General features: G+C 50.5%; 12 protein-coding genes. 7 read left to right on the top strand and 5 right to left on the bottom strand.

The window, feature by feature from the left end:
* Positions 1-53: 53 nt before the first annotated feature.
* From ABEB26_RS01230 to ABEB26_RS01220, 3 genes are all read left to right on the top strand, one after another.
* Complete coding sequence (locus tag ABEB26_RS01230; protein ID WP_345720118.1) at positions 54-2,363, top strand: cellulose biosynthesis cyclic di-GMP-binding regulatory protein BcsB; 2,310 nt, start codon at positions 54-56, stop codon at positions 2,361-2,363.
* A gap of 151 nt (positions 2,364-2,514) precedes the next feature.
* The gene (recD2, locus tag ABEB26_RS01225) at positions 2,515-4,677 is read left to right on the top strand and encodes an SF1B family DNA helicase RecD2 (protein ID WP_345720117.1); all 2,163 of its coding nucleotides are present in this window, start codon (positions 2,515-2,517) and stop codon (positions 4,675-4,677) included.
* A 385-nt stretch (positions 4,678-5,062) separates the two neighbouring features.
* Complete coding sequence (locus ABEB26_RS01220) at positions 5,063-5,434, top strand: DUF983 domain-containing protein (protein ID WP_345720116.1); 372 nt, start codon at positions 5,063-5,065, stop codon at positions 5,432-5,434.
* A 69-nt stretch (positions 5,435-5,503) separates the two neighbouring features.
* Here the strand turns inward: ABEB26_RS01220 and ABEB26_RS01215 are convergent, their stop codons facing one another.
* Positions 5,504-6,400 carry a class I SAM-dependent methyltransferase gene (locus ABEB26_RS01215; protein ID WP_345720115.1) on the bottom strand — a complete coding sequence of 299 codons (897 nt, stop codon included), beginning with the start codon at positions 6,398-6,400 and terminating at the stop codon, positions 5,504-5,506.
* Between the two features lie 63 nt (positions 6,401-6,463).
* Here ABEB26_RS01215 and ABEB26_RS01210 point away from each other — a divergent pair, with 63 nt between their 5' ends.
* Complete coding sequence (locus tag ABEB26_RS01210; RefSeq protein WP_345720114.1) at positions 6,464-6,913, top strand: cupin domain-containing protein; 450 nt, start codon at positions 6,464-6,466, stop codon at positions 6,911-6,913.
* Between the two features lie 15 nt (positions 6,914-6,928).
* Complete coding sequence (locus tag ABEB26_RS01205) at positions 6,929-8,104, top strand: NlpC/P60 family protein (RefSeq protein ID WP_345720113.1); 1,176 nt, start codon at positions 6,929-6,931, stop codon at positions 8,102-8,104.
* Here ABEB26_RS01205 and ABEB26_RS01200 read toward each other — a convergent pair.
* The 4 genes from ABEB26_RS01200 to ABEB26_RS01185 all read right to left on the bottom strand — a co-directional run bounded on the left by ABEB26_RS01200 (position 8,101) and on the right by ABEB26_RS01185 (position 12,539).
* A complete protein-coding gene (locus tag ABEB26_RS01200) occupies positions 8,101-9,186 on the bottom strand; it encodes an STAS domain-containing protein (protein ID WP_345720112.1) in 1,086 nt (361 codons plus the stop codon). The two genes, ABEB26_RS01205 and ABEB26_RS01200, sit on opposite strands and share 4 nt — an antisense overlap.
* 121 nt (positions 9,187-9,307) lie before the next feature.
* Positions 9,308-9,523, bottom strand: coding sequence for a DUF2267 domain-containing protein (locus ABEB26_RS01195; RefSeq protein WP_345720111.1), 216 nt, complete (start codon positions 9,521-9,523; stop codon positions 9,308-9,310).
* 75 nt (positions 9,524-9,598) lie between these two features.
* A complete protein-coding gene (locus tag ABEB26_RS01190) occupies positions 9,599-11,524 on the bottom strand; it encodes an ATP-dependent helicase (protein WP_345720110.1) in 1,926 nt (641 codons plus the stop codon).
* A 193-nt stretch (positions 11,525-11,717) separates the two neighbouring features.
* Positions 11,718-12,539, bottom strand: coding sequence for an SAM hydrolase/SAM-dependent halogenase family protein (locus ABEB26_RS01185; RefSeq protein WP_345720109.1), 822 nt, complete (start codon positions 12,537-12,539; stop codon positions 11,718-11,720).
* A gap of 441 nt (positions 12,540-12,980) precedes the next feature.
* On the opposite strand from ABEB26_RS01185, the gene ABEB26_RS01180 reads away from it, so the two are divergent.
* A complete protein-coding gene (locus tag ABEB26_RS01180) occupies positions 12,981-15,380 on the top strand; it encodes a hypothetical protein (RefSeq protein WP_345720108.1) in 2,400 nt (799 codons plus the stop codon).
* Between the two features lie 257 nt (positions 15,381-15,637).
* Positions 15,638-17,878, top strand: coding sequence for a protein kinase domain-containing protein (locus ABEB26_RS01175; RefSeq protein WP_345720107.1), 2,241 nt, complete (start codon positions 15,638-15,640; stop codon positions 17,876-17,878).
* The last annotated feature ends 54 nt before the right edge of the window (positions 17,879-17,932 follow it).

Below are 17,932 nucleotides of genomic sequence, written 5' to 3'. Positions count from 1 at the left end.
ACTGCCAGCGTAACAGCGCGTTACGCTGGCCTATTGTCTCGCAAGGAGTTCGCATGGTTCGTTTAGTGCGCGTTTTTCTGCTTTTTTCCGTGGCGCTGGGTCTTTTTGCCAGCTTGCCAATGGTTTCACAGGCTGCTCGCACCAGCCTTAATCCCATTCCAGCAACAACTTCGGCAGCCCCGCTTAACCAAGCAACGGTTACGCCTGTGGTTACCGATAGCGATACTGTGACCTTTGCTCAGCTTGGCGCTCGCGAAGATTCGATGGAAGGGCCATTTAATGCCCGTTATATCAACATTCGCCTGCCAAATACTTGGAAATTAGAGCCAGGCGCAGCGATTACGCTCGATTTTGAAACCTTCGTTTCAGGCAGCGCCGTCAGCAGCGAAGAAAACGTCCAGTTTTTTGCTGGCTCAATGGATGTGCAATTTAACAACGTGCAGCTTGAACGAATTTTCTTAGATCGCTCAGGCCCACGCCAAGTAACCATCCCCATTTCGCAAACTGCCTATACCTCAACCCGCATCGATGGCGCTCATACCTTGGGCATTTTGCTCGATGCTGGCTTGAATTGTGGCAACGATAGCCAAACCAGCGTGATCATTCGGGCAACCTCATCGCTCAAATTGCCGCACACCTTGGGCACACTTTCAACTGATGTTAAACAACTGCCCCGCCCAATCTTTCAAGATTCGCCGCTTGAGCCAGATGTTGCCACGATTATTGTGCCCAACAACGCCAGCGCCGCCGAGCTTGAAGCAGGCTTGATTGTGGCCGCCAAAGTTGGCAGCATTACCTCAAGCCGAATTCAAGTGCCGTTGATTGCCGAAAGTGTGCTTTCACCAACCTTGCGCACCGAATCACACTTGATTTTCGTGGGCCAAGCCGCCAATTTCGAGAATTTGGATGCTGTAGATTTTGCTGAGGGCAGTGGAGCCGAAGGCTTTAATCTAAGCGAAGCCCAAGCCGCCGACGGCATTATTCAAATGGCAACCTCGCCTTGGAACCAACAACGGGTGGTTTTAGCGCTCAGCGGCAACGATGACGAAGGCGTGATCAAAGCGGCCAAGGCATTTAGCACCGGCAATGTTCGCGCTAGCAGCGAGCCTTCAATTGCCGTAGTCGCCGAAGTTAATTCGCCCGAAGTGCTCACCAAAACCTTGAATTTGCAAATTACCGATGTGCCAAGCACTGGCTTGACCGTCGAACGCAGCTTCCGTAGCCTTGGCTTCGAAACGGTTTCGGAATTTGGGATTGGTGGGCATACCTTTGAACTGAATGTCGATATGCCCAGCGGCTATGAGATGAACGACGATGGCTATATCGAAGTTCATTTCGCCCACTCAGCATTGCTCGATTATTCAGTTTCGGCGATGATGGTGCGCGTCAACGATCGGCCAGCAGGCTCGATTCGCTTCGACGATACTACCGCCCAAAATGGGGTTGGCCGCGTGCCGATTGCGCGTGGCAACTTGAATGTTGGCCGCAACCGGATCACGATCAGCGCCAACTTAATTCCCAATACGCCTTGTGTTGATCCCAACCTTGCCGGGATTTGGTACACGCTACGAGCAGATTCGATGATTGGGATTCCGGTTCGGGCCACCCGTGGGCGTTCGGTGGTGTTGCGCAATTTGGCTACCTTCCTTGAGCCATTGACGATCAGCAATACCTTGAAAAATTTGGCCTTTGTTGTGCCAAGCGATGACCCAGCTAGCTGGACGGTTGCAGGTCAACTAGCCACAGCCTTGGGAGATAGCCTTGACCCAGCGTTTATCGAATTACGCGCGGTCAATCCCGAGCAAGTTACCAGCGTCCAAGCGAATCATGACTTGATTTTGGTTGGTCAAGCGCCTGATCATGCTATTTTGCAAGATCCAGCCTTACAGCCGATTATTCCTGCGCCATTTGCTCAAGGTAGCAAGCACCCAACCCTTGGCAATAGTCGGGTGGTCTATCGGATTCCGCCCGAATTGAGCCTTGGCTACTTGGAATTTATGCGTTCGCCATGGAACGAGCAGCGCAGCATTTTGGCGGTGCTCGGTAGTACTGACCAAGGCGTGCAATGGTCGGGCAATGCCTTGACGACTTCGCGCCTGCGCACGCGGCTCAACGGCAGCTTGGCAATCGTCAACGATCAACAAATCAGCGTCGAAGATCCGACGGTCACTGGCGATACTGCTGGGATTGCCAACGATGCCCTTGGCGAAAATCAAGATGATCCGATTTATCGTGAAGTTATACCACCCGCAAAGCCCCAATGGATTTTGTATGCTATTGCGGGGCTATTGGTGGTAATGGTCATCATTTCGGTAATCGTGATCATTCAAGCAGCCCGTAAACGCAAGCAACGCCGAATTTAGAACGAAGGGCCAGTTAAGAGGTCGGGGATCAGTTGATCCTCGACCTCTTCGTTGTTTAGACTGAGATTCGATCTATGCAGTTGACACCATAGGTACCGATTGGGATAATATTACAAGTATTGACTTTTGATTTTTGCCTTCTGACTTAACTATGGATCAACTAACAGGCAGTTTAGAACGCATCACCTATCGCTCGGATGAAACGGGCTATACCGTGGCGCGTTTGAAAGCCCAAGGTCAGCGCAGCGTGATCACGATTGTTGGGCGCTTGCCCGATGTGCAAGTTGGCGAAAGCTTGCAACTCGCAGGTCAATGGATCGAACATCGGACTCATGGACGACAATTTGAGGTTACCAGCTATCAAACTGCTCGCCCAACTGGCAACGAAAGTATCGTGCGCTATTTAGCTTCGGGCTTGTTGCCAGGCATTGGCCCAGTCAATGCCCAACGCATCGCTGATACCTTTGGCGAAACCACGCTTGATGTGCTTGATCAAACGCCCGAGCGGCTGCGGGAAGTCAAAGGTTTAGGCACCAAGAAAATCGCTGCCATTATCGCTGCGTGGCAGGAACAACGCTCAATCAAAGCTTTGCTGGAATTAGGCCAAGCAGTTGGGCTGACGACTGGTTTAGCCTTACGGATTTTTCGACATTATGGCGAGCAGGCCAGCCAGATTGTGCAACACGACCCCTATCGCCTCGCCTTAGAAATTGAAGGGATTGGTTTTCCAACAGCCGACCAAATTGCCCAAGCCTTGGGCGTAGCGCGTGATGCTCCTAGTCGAGTAATTGCAGGCTTGCGCTATACCCTCAGCACTGTCGCCAATACCGAAGGCCATTGCGCCTTGCCACAGGCCGAGTTAATCGAGCAAACTCAAACCATTCTAGAATTACCACGCAAGCTAATCGCCGAACAATTAGCGGTGGCAACCGAAGCAGTTTTGTTGGTGCTTGATGGCGATTTAGTCTACTTACCAGCCTATTATCATGCTGAAACCGAGTTGGCGCATAACCTCCAGCGCTTGCAAAACCTCCCCAGCGCGATTCAATTGCGTTTCAAGCAGCAAAGCGATCCAATTATTATGCGTCAATTGCATAATGCTAGTTTCGATTTGAGCCAACGCCAAGCCGAAGCTGTACTAGCCGTGCTCCGCTCAAAAGTAGTGTTGCTCACTGGCGGACCCGGCACTGGCAAAACCACCACGGTACGGGCAATTTTGGCCTTGCTGCAACAGGTCGGGCTGCGCACAATTTTGGCTGCCCCAACCGGACGTGCAGCACGGCGGCTGGCCGAAACCACCGATCATCCAGCCGCGACCATTCATCGCACCCTCGAATATAGCGGTGGGGCTGGCAACGATCGCTGGGGTCGCAACGAGCATAACCAACTCGCCGCCGATTTGGTCGTGATTGACGAAACCTCAATGCTCGATATTTTGCTGGCGCATCATATGGTCAAGGCTTTGGCTCCGACCACCCATTTGCTCTTGGTGGGCGACCCTGATCAACTGCCAGCAGTTGGGCCAGGAGCCGTATTACGCGATTTGTTGGCCAGCAACAGCATCACGACCGTGCATTTGGATACAATTTTTCGCCAAGCCGCCGATAGCCAGATCATCACCAATGCTCATGCGATCAACCAAGGTCAATCACCTAGCGTCAATCAAGGCGATTTCTATTGGTTTCCACGTAGTAACCCTGCTGAATGTAGCGCGATGATTGTCGAGTTATTGACCACCCGTATTCCGCGCCAGTTTCCCCAATTTGATCCCTTGCGCGATATTCAGGTTTTGGCGGCAACCCATCGCGGTGCGGCTGGCGTGCTTGAATTAAACAGCCAACTCCAAGCAGCGCTCAATCCACCCAGCCCAAAGCGCCAAGAAACAACGATTGCAGGCACGCTTTTTCGTGAAGGCGATCGAGTGATTCAAACCCGCAACAATTACGATCTCGATGTGAGCAACGGCGATTTAGGCTTGATTCAAACAATTGATCTCGAAGAACGCACGGTCAGCGTCTATTTTGATGATACCCGCAGCGTCGTCTATCAATGGAATGAATTTGATGAAGTAGCGTTGGCCTATGCGATCAGTGTGCATAAAGCCCAAGGCTCCGAGTACCCCGTGGTGATTGTGCCCATGCTGCGCTATTACAATGCGCTGCTCAATCGACCATTGCTCTATACCGCCATCACCCGCGCTCGTCAATTGGTCATTCTGACTGGCGATTGGCAGGCGGTCGAATTTGCAATTGCCCAACGCCGCAGCGGGCAGCGGATTACTGGGTTGAAGCAGCGATTTAAACAGAGATTATAGGGGTCAGGGGCTAGGAGTCAGAGGTCAGGATGTGAACGCAGAGGCGCAGAGCTCCAAAAGATAAGGAATGAGGAAGCAGAACCATAATCAAACAAATCTGGGTGAATCTGTGGCTAAAAATAAGCTTTCGCGTTCTTCGTGCGCTTCGCGGTTTCAACCCTTGCAGTTTCAGCCCTTCGTGCTCTTTGTGCTCTTCGTGGTTCAACGATTAATCTCTCCACTCTAAACTCGATAGACAAACCAACAGAATCAGGTATGCTAGGGAGTATCAGCTTGGTTTGCAACTATGGTTATCGATTTGCTCGCAGCTGAATGGGTTGAACCCTCGCAGCGGAGCTTTAGCAGAGGACGATCTGGCAGCGTCGTCAGATCATTAAGGACTATCATGGGTAATTTTCTCTTGGCAATGCTGCGTGGCTTTATCGGGCGTTGCCCCTTGTGTGGCAAGGGTAAGCTTTTTCGCAGCTATTACGATATTCACCCAACCTGTAGCGCTTGTGGGGTTGGCTACGAAGCCACTGGCAACCAAAGCACTGGGGCAATGGGCATCAATATTGTCTTGACGATCTTTTTGGGCTTTATTGGTGGCATTTTCTTAGTCATTTATGCGAGCGATCAGTTGATGCAAGGCTTATTGGCATTATTACTGGTTATGTCAATTTTCCATATCATCTTCTATCGCTTTGCGCGTGGCCTCTGGCTTGGCTTAATGGTTGCCACTGGCGATCTAGAAACTGGCAAAGACGAACGCGGCTAAATCGACGGCAAGGCTCATGGATTAGGCAGAAAAGAATCGCCCTAATCCATGAGCCTTGCGCATTAAGCATTACTTATAACGATCGTAATACGTTGCGCGATAGGGCGAGCGGATCAAACTTAACGCATCTTTGAGCCGAAAACTAAGCGCTCGTAAGCCAATTTTGAGTTTGGTTGGTAAACGGCGGCGAATTGGGGCCGCGACGCGTTTAATCAATGAGCGCCGCTGAGCGCCAACCCCCGCTTGCCAGACACTCACATAATCGCTTTGCTGAACTTTAAGTTGGACAATTGGGGTAGGACTGGTGCGTTTAGCCTGAACTAGTAAAAAAGCAGGCCGACGATTCTGCAAAGTTACCCGACCACCAACCACTTTAGGGTCATGCACGCGATACCACGGTGCATGCGGATACATCTCAAAAACATACATTTTTTCAAGCTGATAGCCATTTTCAGGCGTGAGAATCCGCCAAAATAACTCTGGTGAAAATTGATAAAAGCCATGCCCTGCCATATTGTTACAGGGCGTAATTGCCAGAAAATGGCCACCCTCAGCCACCAGATTGAGGCTATTTTGCAAGGCGATTGGTAGATTGAAAATATGCTCAAGCGTGCCGCCATCAATCACACAACTAAAGCGCCCGTGGAGTTCGGCTGGGATGGGATGATTGAGATCGTGCAAGATGGTCGCTGCTTCATAATCCGAGAAATCAATTGAATCGGCGGTCGTCGCCCCTAGGTAATGCAACAATGGCTCAGCAAACATTGGCTCACCATCAACTGCATCGCGGGTAAGCGTTTGGGCCACAATCGTAGGCAGGGTCTCCCCTGTTTCAGCAAAAACGTGTTGAAGATCATAAACCCCAAGGTGCATACCCTGACGGCCTAGGGTTAAACTCTGTTTGAACTGCACCCCAGTACTTCGGGCTTCCAAAAGAAAACGAATAGTATTAGTTTCAAATCCCATAAAAGCTCCATAGCCAGGGCCAAAGCCAGCGTCTATAATTAAGCTAATCAGCGGAGGTCGCCTATGTTACAGTTGACCGATCATACCACGGTATTGGCAAGCCCCATGTTAAACACCCAGCATAGCCAAGTCGCGATCAAATTAACTGGCTCAGATACCGATGGAGCGTTTTCTTTATTTGAATATACCAGTTTGCCTGGAACTGATGTGATGCAGCATATTCATACCCGCGAAGATAAAACCTTTATTATCCAAGCGGGGGTTTTTGAGTTTAGGATCAATGGCGAGACGATTGTTGCTGAGACGGGGGCAACCGTTACGCTGCCAATGGGCGTGCCGCATTCATTCCGCACACTTGGAACGAGTCCCTGTGTGGCATTAATAGTTGCGGCTCCGGCAGGTTTCGAATATTATTTCAATGATTTCAGCCATGCCCTTCAAGAATTTGGCTTGCCCCTGCCTGCTGCCACTTTGCAGCAACTGAATCAAGCCTATGGAATCATTTTTGAATAACAAGGATTCGTCAATATGCCCCGATTGCCAATCCTAGCACGGGATCGTCGGCGCTTGCAGATCGCTGGGTTATTGCTTGGCGCTGGGTTAACTGTGCCGTTGCTGCTTTGGTGGACGTTTCCTACAACCTCACCCACGCCAATTGGAGCAACGACCACACCGCAAATTGTACGCGTCGGCGCAACCCTCGATGCGCCAATTCCTGCCGATTGGCAAGCCCCCGTCTTAAACCCCGAACTCGAAGCCCAGGCCTTAAACATCCCTGAAACCTTGCCGTTAACTGCTAGTGTGCTGTTCTATGATTCGATTTCAGCTGATACGGTGTTTACCACGACGATTGCTGGTTTGGTTGCGAGTGAGGAATTGAATTTGCGCGATGGCCCGAGCGTTGATTATTTGCCCATGGCGATTTTGCTCAACACTACGCCGTTGACAGTGGTTGGGCGTTTTGAGGGCTGGCTGCAAGTTGTAACGCCCCAACGAGCGCTAGGTTGGGTTGATGATAGTTATGTGGCCTTGGCCAGCTCGGCTCAAGCCCTGCCCCAAGTCAATCTGCATGCCGATCCAAACCCAGCTTTAATCGCTGGATTAACGGTTGAGCGGGCGAATGTTCGGGCCGAGCCGCAAACTGAAGCTGAAATTATCACAACCTTGGCCGCTGAACATGGCCAAGTCAATTTGTTGCAACAGCGTGAGGGTTGGTTCAATGTGCGCACCAACAATGGCACTGAGGGTTGGGTTGCAGCTGAATTATTGCAAGCCGATGCCTATATTTTGCGGCGTGTGCCAACGTTGAGTGCCTCGCCCAATGCGCTTGAGGCGGTACGTTTGGCTCGCAAATATGTGGGCTATCCCTACGTTTGGGGTGGCGAAACTCCACGCGGTGGTTTCGATTGCTCGGGCTTGGTACTGTATGTTTATGGCAAATTGGGCATCGACATGCCGCATAGTGCCGCCGAACAATGGACAGGTGGCTATGGTGAGAAAGTTGCCAGCCGCCGCGATTTAGTGCCTGGCGATATTGTTTTTTTCAAAAATACCTATAAAAAAGGCGTGAGCCATGTGGGCATTTATGCAGGCAATGGCAAAGTGATTCAGGCACTCTCCGAGAGCTTAGGCATTCGAGTTTCCGATTTATCCAACAGCTATTGGAGCAGCCGCTATGTGGGGGCAATTCGGCCTTTTCCCTAGTTCAATGCCGATTGTAAATCGCGATAGATCGCCACATTATCAAATACGATGCCCAAATTGACCAAGGCTTGGGCCACTTCAGGTCGCACCCCAATCAAGGCAACTTTGGCTCCGAGTAATTGAGCGGCATCGATCAATCGCAATAATCCAGCCGCCACATCATTATCAAACCACGAAAGCCCTGTGACATCGAGCAACAAGCGTTGCGCACGACGGCGTTGAATTTCGCCTAAGGCAATCGCCTGTAAATCGCGTAAACGTTCGTTTTCAACAGTACCGACAATTGGCAGCACCAAGGTATCGCGGCTAACTGGCAACACTGGCACGCTTAATTCGCGAATGGTTTGGCGTTGTTGCTCGATTTGGGTAACATAGGCCGCTTGCTCTTGGTTGCGTTGCTGTAATTCGCCGAGCGTCTGTTGCAATTGCTGGGTGCGCTGCTCAACCTGTTGTTCTAACGAATCGCGCGATTCTTCTAGCGAATAATTAATCCGTTTGACTTCACGCAAGGTTAAATTCAAGCGGCGATGAAAACTAAACAAAATTGAAATAATCATGGTGACGATTGGTGCACCAGAGGTAATCATAATCAACAGTACATTGATTTTTGGATAGTTATATTGATCATTGAAGAGAAAGCCAAAAAATACAATCACAAAAATTGAAAGCCAAGCCACAATACTAATCCGCTTGAGGTTATAGCTATTAACAAATTGAACTGCAATAATCAACATCAAAAAAACATACAAAACACTGAGTGGCCATTCAATTGGATTGAAAAAGGTAATCGTCATTGGCAACAAGGTACAGCCAAGCATCATAAGATAAATACTACGATTGATCTCATTGCGGCGGGCAAAAAAGCGAGCTGCGATGAAAAACAACCCTTGCACCAGCACCGCAAAACCGCTGAGCGGAATTTTTGATTGCATAATAAAATCCGAGGCATCGGGAATCATTACAGTCAGGCCAGCCCCTGTAAATAGCCCAACGTAAATCGCGATGGCAGTTAAGCCCAGATAACGCCCTAAACGTAGATGATCAGGCAGTTGATCGGGGTCAACAATGCGGGTGCTTTGCATAGATCACGTTCCTTTTGCCACACAGTGTTGCTATTGTATCAAATTTTGGACATATGCTGATACACCAAAAAGAGCAGCCAAGCTTGGCTGCTCTTGATCGATGGGATAGACTCTTGTGGTGCTAGGCTTTGTCTTTGCCAAACAAGCCGCCGAGTAAACCTTTAGCTTTATCAGCGACATCCATAATATTTTCGCCCGTTAGAAAGCCCTCGACTTGACCGCGCAAACCTTCCGGCAGTTTATCGCCCAAAAAGCCTTTGACCACTTCAACCGCCTTGTTGGCTTGCTCTTCGCTTAAGTTGGCCTTCTCGACCAGCTGGGCAATTAACTCTTTCATGGGTCACTCCTACGCTTCAAAAATCCTAACACTTTGAGTGTAGGCTCAAAAGTTTACCTGAAGGTTAACGAACGGTTAGAAAGCCTTGGCTTTGGCGCGTTCACGGCCATAAACCAAAATATCATCAAGGAATCGTGACGGATTGCGCTGGTTGCGCTGGCGTTTTTTGGCATGCGAAAGGTAAAGTTGTTCGCCTGCTCTGGTCAAGGCCACATAGCATAAACGCCGTTCTTCTTCCACTCCGCCTGCTTCGACCAACGAGCGTTCGTGCGGCAATGTGCCTTCCTCTAAGCCCGCCACATAGACAATTGGCCATTCCAAGCCTTTGGCTCCGTGGATAGTCAATAATTGCACTGCATCACGCTCGTCCTTGTCTTCGACGTTGGTCAGCAGGGCAATTTCCTGCAAAAAGGCTACGAGGCTAGTATGTTCGCCAGCAGCAACCCGCAATTCTTCAAGGTGGGCTAGGGCATCGCTGCGCTCAGGGTCGTTCCAATCCTTTTCGATCATGGCTTGGTAGCCACTTTCTTGCAGCACAGTTTGCAATAAGCCCTCGGGTGGATAGCTTCCGCTAGCCAATTTACGCCAACGATAAACTTTACGTGCCCAATCGCTGACCATTTGGCTGGCGCGATCGCTCAAGCCTTCCCATGCTTCACGCTTCAACAAGGCCTCGCCAAGTGGCAATTCCAGTGCAGCAGCTTTGCTGGTGAGATGAGCAATCGTGCTAGCACCAATGCCACGAGCTGGCACATTGATAATCCGATTCATGCTCAGGCTATCGCTGGGATTAGCAATAATCCGCAAAAAGGCCAAGGCATCGCGAATCACTCGTCGATCGTAAAAGCCGGCCTGACCCTTGAGCGAATAGGGAATCCGCGCTTGGCGCAGTGCCGTTTCCAGTCCACGGCTCATATGCCGCGAACGATAGAGAATCGCAATATCTTTGCTGCGGCGACCTGTGCTGAGCAAATTACCAATCGATTTGGCAATCGCGTCGGCTTCAGCGCGATCATCAGCCGCTTCGTTAATCACCAAGGCTGGGACTGGCGGCGAACGACGAGCAGCTTTCAAGGTTAAGGCTGGCACAGCGACCGAATGGCGCATCACCGCATAAGCCGCATCAAGAATCTCTTGACGCGAACGATAATTAGTCAGCAGCTCAACCACTTGGGCTTCAGGGAAATCGCGGGTAAAACGATTGATAATCGTGTAATCGGCATTGCGAAAGCCATAGATCGATTGTTGGGCATCGCCAACCGCAAACAATGAGCGTGGGCGATGAGCAACTGGCCGCGAAAGCAATTCGAGCAAGGCATATTGGGCCGAATCGGTATCTTGATATTCATCGACCAGCACATGCGCCCAGCGCGATTGCACTTCATCGAGCACATCGTGATGCTCAAACAGCAGCTTGTACGTCAGCACAATCATATCGTCGAAATCAACAGCATTCGAGCGCTCAAGCTGACGTTGATAAGTGCGATAAATCGCCGCCGCATATTGGCTGACAGGATCGCTAGCCATCTGCCGAGCTAGGGTTGGCGGCTGCATGCGGCTTTTGAAGCGCGAAATCAAATTCAGCACTTGCGGCGCTTCAAGATCGTGCGGCATGCGTCCAGTGTAGCCATCCATGGCTTGTTGCACCAGTTGCAACTGCTCGTCACCAGCGTAAATCGTAAAGTTGGCGGTGTAATTACGAATCCGCCCATTAATATGTTGGCGCAGCAATTTGCCACAAATCGCATGAAACGTTCCGGCAGTCAGGCCACGGCTACGCTTGCCCAAAAGATCGCGCAAGCGGGTACGGAGTTCGCTGGCGGCTTTATTGGTAAAGGTCACCGAAACAATCGAATCGGAGCTAGCGCCCTGATCGATTAAATAGGCAATACGGTAGGTCAGCACGCGAGTTTTACCGCTGCCCGCGCCAGCTTTGACCAAAACTGGCCCAAGCTGCGCCATCACCGCCGCCCGTTGTTCACTATTAAGTGTATCAAACATAGTTTTTTAGAAGGATGAAGGATGAATTATGAAGGAGGAAATCTAACCACAAAGAACGCGAAATACCCGAATTTAGGCTTAGTTATATGCCTTAATTACTGCGAAAGTTTAGTTATTGATTGAACTAAACTTAGTGTTCTTCGTGTCCTTCGTGGTTAAAAACTGAATCACTTCATCCTTCATCCCTCATAATTCATCCTTTGATAAAGCGGATTCGCAGGCTATCGCCGATGCCAACCCCGAGCATGCGGGCAGCATTGCCATTGCGTACAGCTAATTCGAGCCGTTCGCTAGAGCCAAACAACGCCATCACCATGCCCCATTCGCTATCGGCGTAGGTGCGGCAAATTCGGCCAATTTGCTGATCGAGAATCCCAATTTCAACTTGCTCGATGCCACCATGCTGGGCAATAAAATCACGAGTAATATTGGTAATACAATTACCAAAGTTATCAACGTGGATGATTCGGCCTTCCCAAGCATCGTCAGGGCGTTGGCGTGGCTCAGCTAAAGGCAAATCGATCAATTCGGCCAATGGTTGGCCCAATTCTTCAGGCTGCACCCCTTTTGAAAGATGAGCGGCAACTGGCGCGAAAATATCGCGACCATGGAACGTAGCACTGACCTTGGGCAACCACCAGCGATCATCAGTTAATTCGATCAACTGTAATTGCTCACGCCCAAACTCGGCGACTAAATCCTTCCAAACATACGAAAGCACACCATTATCAGGAGCCACAAAGGCCCAACGGGGCGAACACAACGCCACAGCTTTACGATCACCGCCCACACCTGGATCAACAATCACCAAATGAACAGTGCCATCGGGAAAGTAGCGATAGCCTGTGTGCAATAAATAGGCCGCTTGGGCAATCCGTTGGGCATCGATTTCATGGGTCACATCGATCATGGTTGCCTGGGGATTCACCGAAAGAATCACGCCTTTGAGCACTGCGCTATACGCATCAACGCTGCCAAAATCGGTTGTCAGCGTTAGAATTCCATTGGGTTGCATAAACTCCCGCCTACAAGTTGCTTAGGTCAATAGTTGTTAACGCAGTTTAGTATACGAGAAGCCACAGCGAAAGGCAAAAGTAGAGAGCATTGAACATAGAATAAGGGGTCAGGATTCAGGGGCAAGGGGCAAGCTTTAACCCAGAGGCCCAGAGCGTTGAGGCTCTAGGCTATTGGAACATTTTGGGGATTGTAACCATTCGTCTTTATGATTACATTTCATCCCTCATAATTCATCCTTCATCTTTTTCTTCATCCCTCATAATTCATCCTTCATCCTTCCGCATGCTTCTTTCAAAAAACGATAAAATATAGTAGGATTAGCACAACAGCGCAGCGCGTCAAAACAGGCCCATTTTAATATTTTGACAGGCTGCCCACGCTCCTCTATCATGAGGTCATTAATTTTTCGCTATCGAGCATGTGGTGTGGATGGGGTATCATGGATTCGCAGCAACAGTTCACCGCTGCCTCGCATTTGACTGCCGACAATTTGCGTAGCATTGCGCATTCGATTTCGATCAGTCAGGTGTCGCGGTTGTCGTTGCCGGAAATCGATGCCGTTGTTGACCAAATCTCGCGGGTCGTGCCTGCTGGTAATGTCCCCGGGGTGATTTTAAGTGGCTTGGCGAAGTTGACGGGCCGTCGTCCAGCAGGCAATGTCATTAAGCGTGATGTAAATTTGCTGTTTCGTGGGGTAGAGCAAGCCCTCGATAAAGCGGTGTTTAGCACCTTTTTTGCTGGGCCGGCGGCGGTTATTTGGGGCTACCAAAAGCTGCTCGAATTGGCTGGCAAAGACCCCCAAGATGCTTTTCCTGAAGGCACATGGCAGTTTTATGTGGGCTATGCCTTGCGCGAGGATACTGCCCGCCATGCCAACGAAACCATCGGCTTCGACGAAACCCTGAACGACCATAAAATTAATTTGCCACCAATCGACCGCATGACCGCTTGGGTTATGGCGGCAATTCACATTTTGCATAGCTATCCCGATCTGCTCGAAAACGAATGGCGTGAGCGAGTTTCATTGGCCTTGCTCCGCGATCTGACCAAGGTTAATCCTGAAACGCGTCAATTTGCCGATTTATATAATCAATGGGAGCGCCAACGCCCCTATGGCCGTGGCCCCGATGTCCAATCGCAAGAAAATTATGCGCTGTATCGCAAACGCAAATTCGATGAATTTATGGCCGAATCGACCCGCGATTTGCCCAAAGAAATTCGCGAACGTTGGGGCAAACAGTTTCAGCGTGCTCGTGAAATTGCCTTGCCAGCCTATCAGCGCCAAATGGCCTTGGCAGCTTACCTTGATCCCACCCCCTACAACGAAAATATGGTAGCTTTGCCACGCCAAAGTTGGCATATTGGCTTGATCTGGCGCGGCCATTATTATTTGATTCCTGCTTGTGCGCCCAATAGCACCCGCCCCAACGATGTAAGCAGTGTGCGCAGCCAAATTGCCGCCTTGTTGGCAAGCCCAGCCAATCATGCTCCAACTTCATTAATTCCTTTGGCAACGACCAAACGCACAATCTTGCCCAGCATTTTGGGTAAGTTGCGCCCTGAAACTAGCCAACAGCTTGAGGCCTTGCGCTGTGCGCCAATTTGGTTTAATGCCGATGGCCGCCCGCGCCACTTGCCCTTGGCTGAGTTACGCCTGACCGAACGTGGATTGGGAGACCACGGCCTGACCTTGATCGATACTGGTTCAAGTATGGTCTTTGATCAATCGCATATTTTCTTCGATGGGGCTTGGGGTTCAGCCGTCGCCGAAATTATGACCCTCGAAGCCTTGGCTTGGGCGGTCTATTTGCGGGGCCAACCAGCGCCAGTTGCGGGCACAGTGCGGCCATATGCTCCCAATATTGAACTCAACGATGAAGAAAAACAGATTCTTGCCGATAGCCCCAAGATTGTGTCCGAAGCCAGCGCCGAATCAATCGGGGTTGATCTGAAGAAGATTTTGGAATTGCGCAAGTTGTTCAAGCAGCGCAACGACCAAATTCGAATTACAGTTAACGATATTTTGGTGCTCTACCGCGCAATTCATGCGGTTTCCTACAAGCCCAATCCTGAGTTGCAAGCTTCATTGCAAGAAGCATCCAACGATGCCAATCTCAAAGCAGCGGTTGAAGCAACCATCACGGCTTTTGAAGAATCACTGGCTAACCCAGCAATTCTCATTCCGGTTGATGGCAGCATTCCCAATCCCAGCGATCGGCTGCACCCCATGACCTTTGAGGTTCCGCTAGAAGAACTTGAAATCACGAAATTGCATGAACGCGCATTAAGTTTGCTTGATCAAGCACGGCAAGAGTGGCGAGCAGAAGTCTGGGATACCTTCGAGGCGACTCAAAAGCATTATTTGGCGACGATTGCTGGTTTTGGCGAGGTGTCAGCCCGCGCTAAAGATATTGCCCAATCAGGCGAAAGTACCTCATCAGGAGCCTTACGCTTGTTGGCCCACGTACCGATGGCCTTGCAACGCCTGCTCGATGCGATTCCTGGTAAGTTCGATGTGCTCAACGATTTGATCAAAGGCCGCGAGGTGCTTTCAAATGTGGGCGCGGTAGCTGAGACTAGCTCCTTATCACGATTTATTACGGCCAAAGACGATAATGAGAAAAAAACTTTGGCTTGGGGTGTCATCACCGATGCCAATGGGGTGATGCACGTTTCGCTGCGCGACTTTCGCCCGCATGTTGGGCTGTTTGTAACTGCTGGACGACGCGATTTGGCCCGTCGGATCGCCAACGATTACTTGGAAAGCTATGTTAATGGTCTTAATCGCTTTATCAGTGAATTGACCAAAATTACCCAAGGCCGCCATAGTCGCCAATAACTAGGGGGCAGAGGTCAGGTGCTAGAGCTCAGGCGATTGGTATAAGATGATAATCAAAGAAATCTGTGCCAATCTGTGGCTAAAAAAACCTTGTGGATCAATTCTTTAATGCAGAGGCACAGCGGGAATTATGAAGAATGTAGGGATGAAGGCTTTACATCTCGTTCGTGTAATTCGTGCAATTCGTGGCTAAACATAGCATTCGTGTCCTTCGCGGTTTCAACCTTTTTACCTTTTGAATTTAAGTTTGGCACATTATGACTGATGATCTGATTGGGAAACAACTCGCCAACTTCCGCATCGACCGCGTTCTAGGCCGTGGAGGCATGGGCTTGATTTACGTCGGCCATGATGTCAAACTTGATCGGCCTGTGGCAATCAAGGTGATCGATGGACGCTATCGTCAAGTGCCAAGCTATGCCGAGCGGTTTGTGCGCGAAGCTCGCGCCATCGCCACTTGGCGGCACGAAAATATTGTACAAATCTACTACGCCGACGATACTGATAATCTCTATTATTTTGTAATGGAATATATCGATGGCGTTGATCTCTCGAAAGTTTTAGCCCAATACACCAGCACCAACAGCCTCTTGCCTCATAGCGCCGTGATGCATATTGCCCGTAGTTTGGCCAGTGCGCTCGATTATGCCCACAAAAAAGGCGTAATTCACCGTGATATCAAGCCATCGAATGTCATGGTGGCTCATGATCAGCGAGTAGTGTTGATGGATTTTGGTTTGGCGCTCGATATTCAGCTTGGCTCACAGGGCGAGGTTTTTGGCACGGCCCACTATATCGCCCCAGAGCAAGCGCGTCGCTCAGCTGATGCGATTCCCCAATCAGATTTATATGCCTTGGGCGTGATGTTGTATGAATTGTTGACTGGCTCGGTGCCATTCGATGATCCTTCGGCCACCAGCGTAGCCTTGCAACATCTTACTCAGCCGCCACCACCACCCCAAGAGAAAAACCCTAAGCTGAATAATGCTACAGCCGCAGTGTTGCTCCAAGCTTTAGCCAAAGCCCCAGCCGAACGCTTTCAAACTGGCGCAGAGCTGATTGCGGCGCTAGAACAGGCTTTAGGCATCACCGGCAGTCATCAAATTTTGGCCACTGCTAATACAGCGCCTGGTGTGCGACCACCTTCGCAGCCAGGAGCTTTAGGCTTTGCAACCTTCGATCCCGAAAAACCTTTGGAAGGCCAATATCTTGATGGCTATCGGGTTGAAGCCTTGCTAGGCCGTGGTGGCATGGCCAATATCTTTCGTGGGGTTGATGTACGGCTCAATCGCACCGTGGCGATCAAAGTGATCGACACGCCCTTCCGCAACGATCAAAGCTATGCCGAGCGTTTCAATCGCGAAGCCCAGGCGATTGCCCAACTTGAACATCCCAACATTGTGCGGCTCTATCACTATGGCGATTCGTATGGCCTGTTATATATGGTGATGGAGTATATCGAGGGCGATAATCTGCACAAGGTGATCGAGCAAGTGCGCACTAGCGCCCAAGAATGGACTCCACGCACGCTCTGCCGCATGATTCGTGAGGTTTGTGCCGCTTTGGATTATGCCCACAGCAAAGGCGTTATCCATCGTGATGTCAAACCATCGAATATTATGATCAACAAAGATGGGCGGGCGATTTTGGCCGACTTTGGTTTGGCCTTACTGACCGAAGTTGGCACACGCGGCGAGATTTTCGGCTCGCCACATTATGTTGCCCCCGAACAAGCGATTTCATCAGCCAAAGTTGTGGCCCAAACCGACCTCTATAGCTTGGGCGTGATTTTGTACGAGCTTTGGACGGGCCAAGTACCGTTTGACGATTCTGATCCATTGGCGATTGCGATGTTGCATATGGCCGAGCCACCCAAAGCGCCGCGCTCGATCAATCCGGCGATTTCGGCTCAACTTGAGGCCGTAATTCTCAAAATGTTGGCCAAAGATCCGGCTGAGCGCTTCCCAACTGGCTTGGATTTAGCCGAAGCGCTTGAAGCAGCCTTGGGCATTTCATCGACTGGTACAGGTGAATATGTGCGCAGCCAAATCACTCCGGTGCTGGATCAAGCGGTCAATGCGCCCAGCGCCCCAGCAATTTCGAACCCAACGCCGCCAGCTGTGGCCAGCGAGCCAAAAACCCCAACCACTCCCACTGCACCGAAAACGGCTAGCCAACCAATTCCCAACGTGATTCCAGCGGAGTCGGTACCAACGCCGCCAACCCCCACAACTAAATATGAAAAAGCGCCTTCCGAGCCAACCAAACGGCGGGTGCAACCACTGCCACCAACGCCAGCCGCCGTGGCCAAAGCTCCCGAGCCAACCAGTGCACCAACTATGCCCATGCCGCCCGCCGATAACACCATTCGCGAAGCACCTGCTCCGCGTTTGTATACCAACCGTCAACAACGCAGCAATTTGCTGATGATGCTGATTGGCGGCATCATCTTGATCACCTTTATCGTGATTATTTGGCAGTTGATGAGCATGATGTAGCTGGATCAGTGGGCATTAGTGCTACTATTTGAGCAGAATCGCCTTAGCAGGAGT

Source organism: Herpetosiphon gulosus, assembly GCF_039545135.1.
Lineage (GTDB): Bacteria > Chloroflexota > Chloroflexia > Chloroflexales > Herpetosiphonaceae > Herpetosiphon > Herpetosiphon gulosus.
Note: the sequence above shows the minus strand (reverse complement) of the source record. Positions and strands in the feature narration are given on the sequence as shown.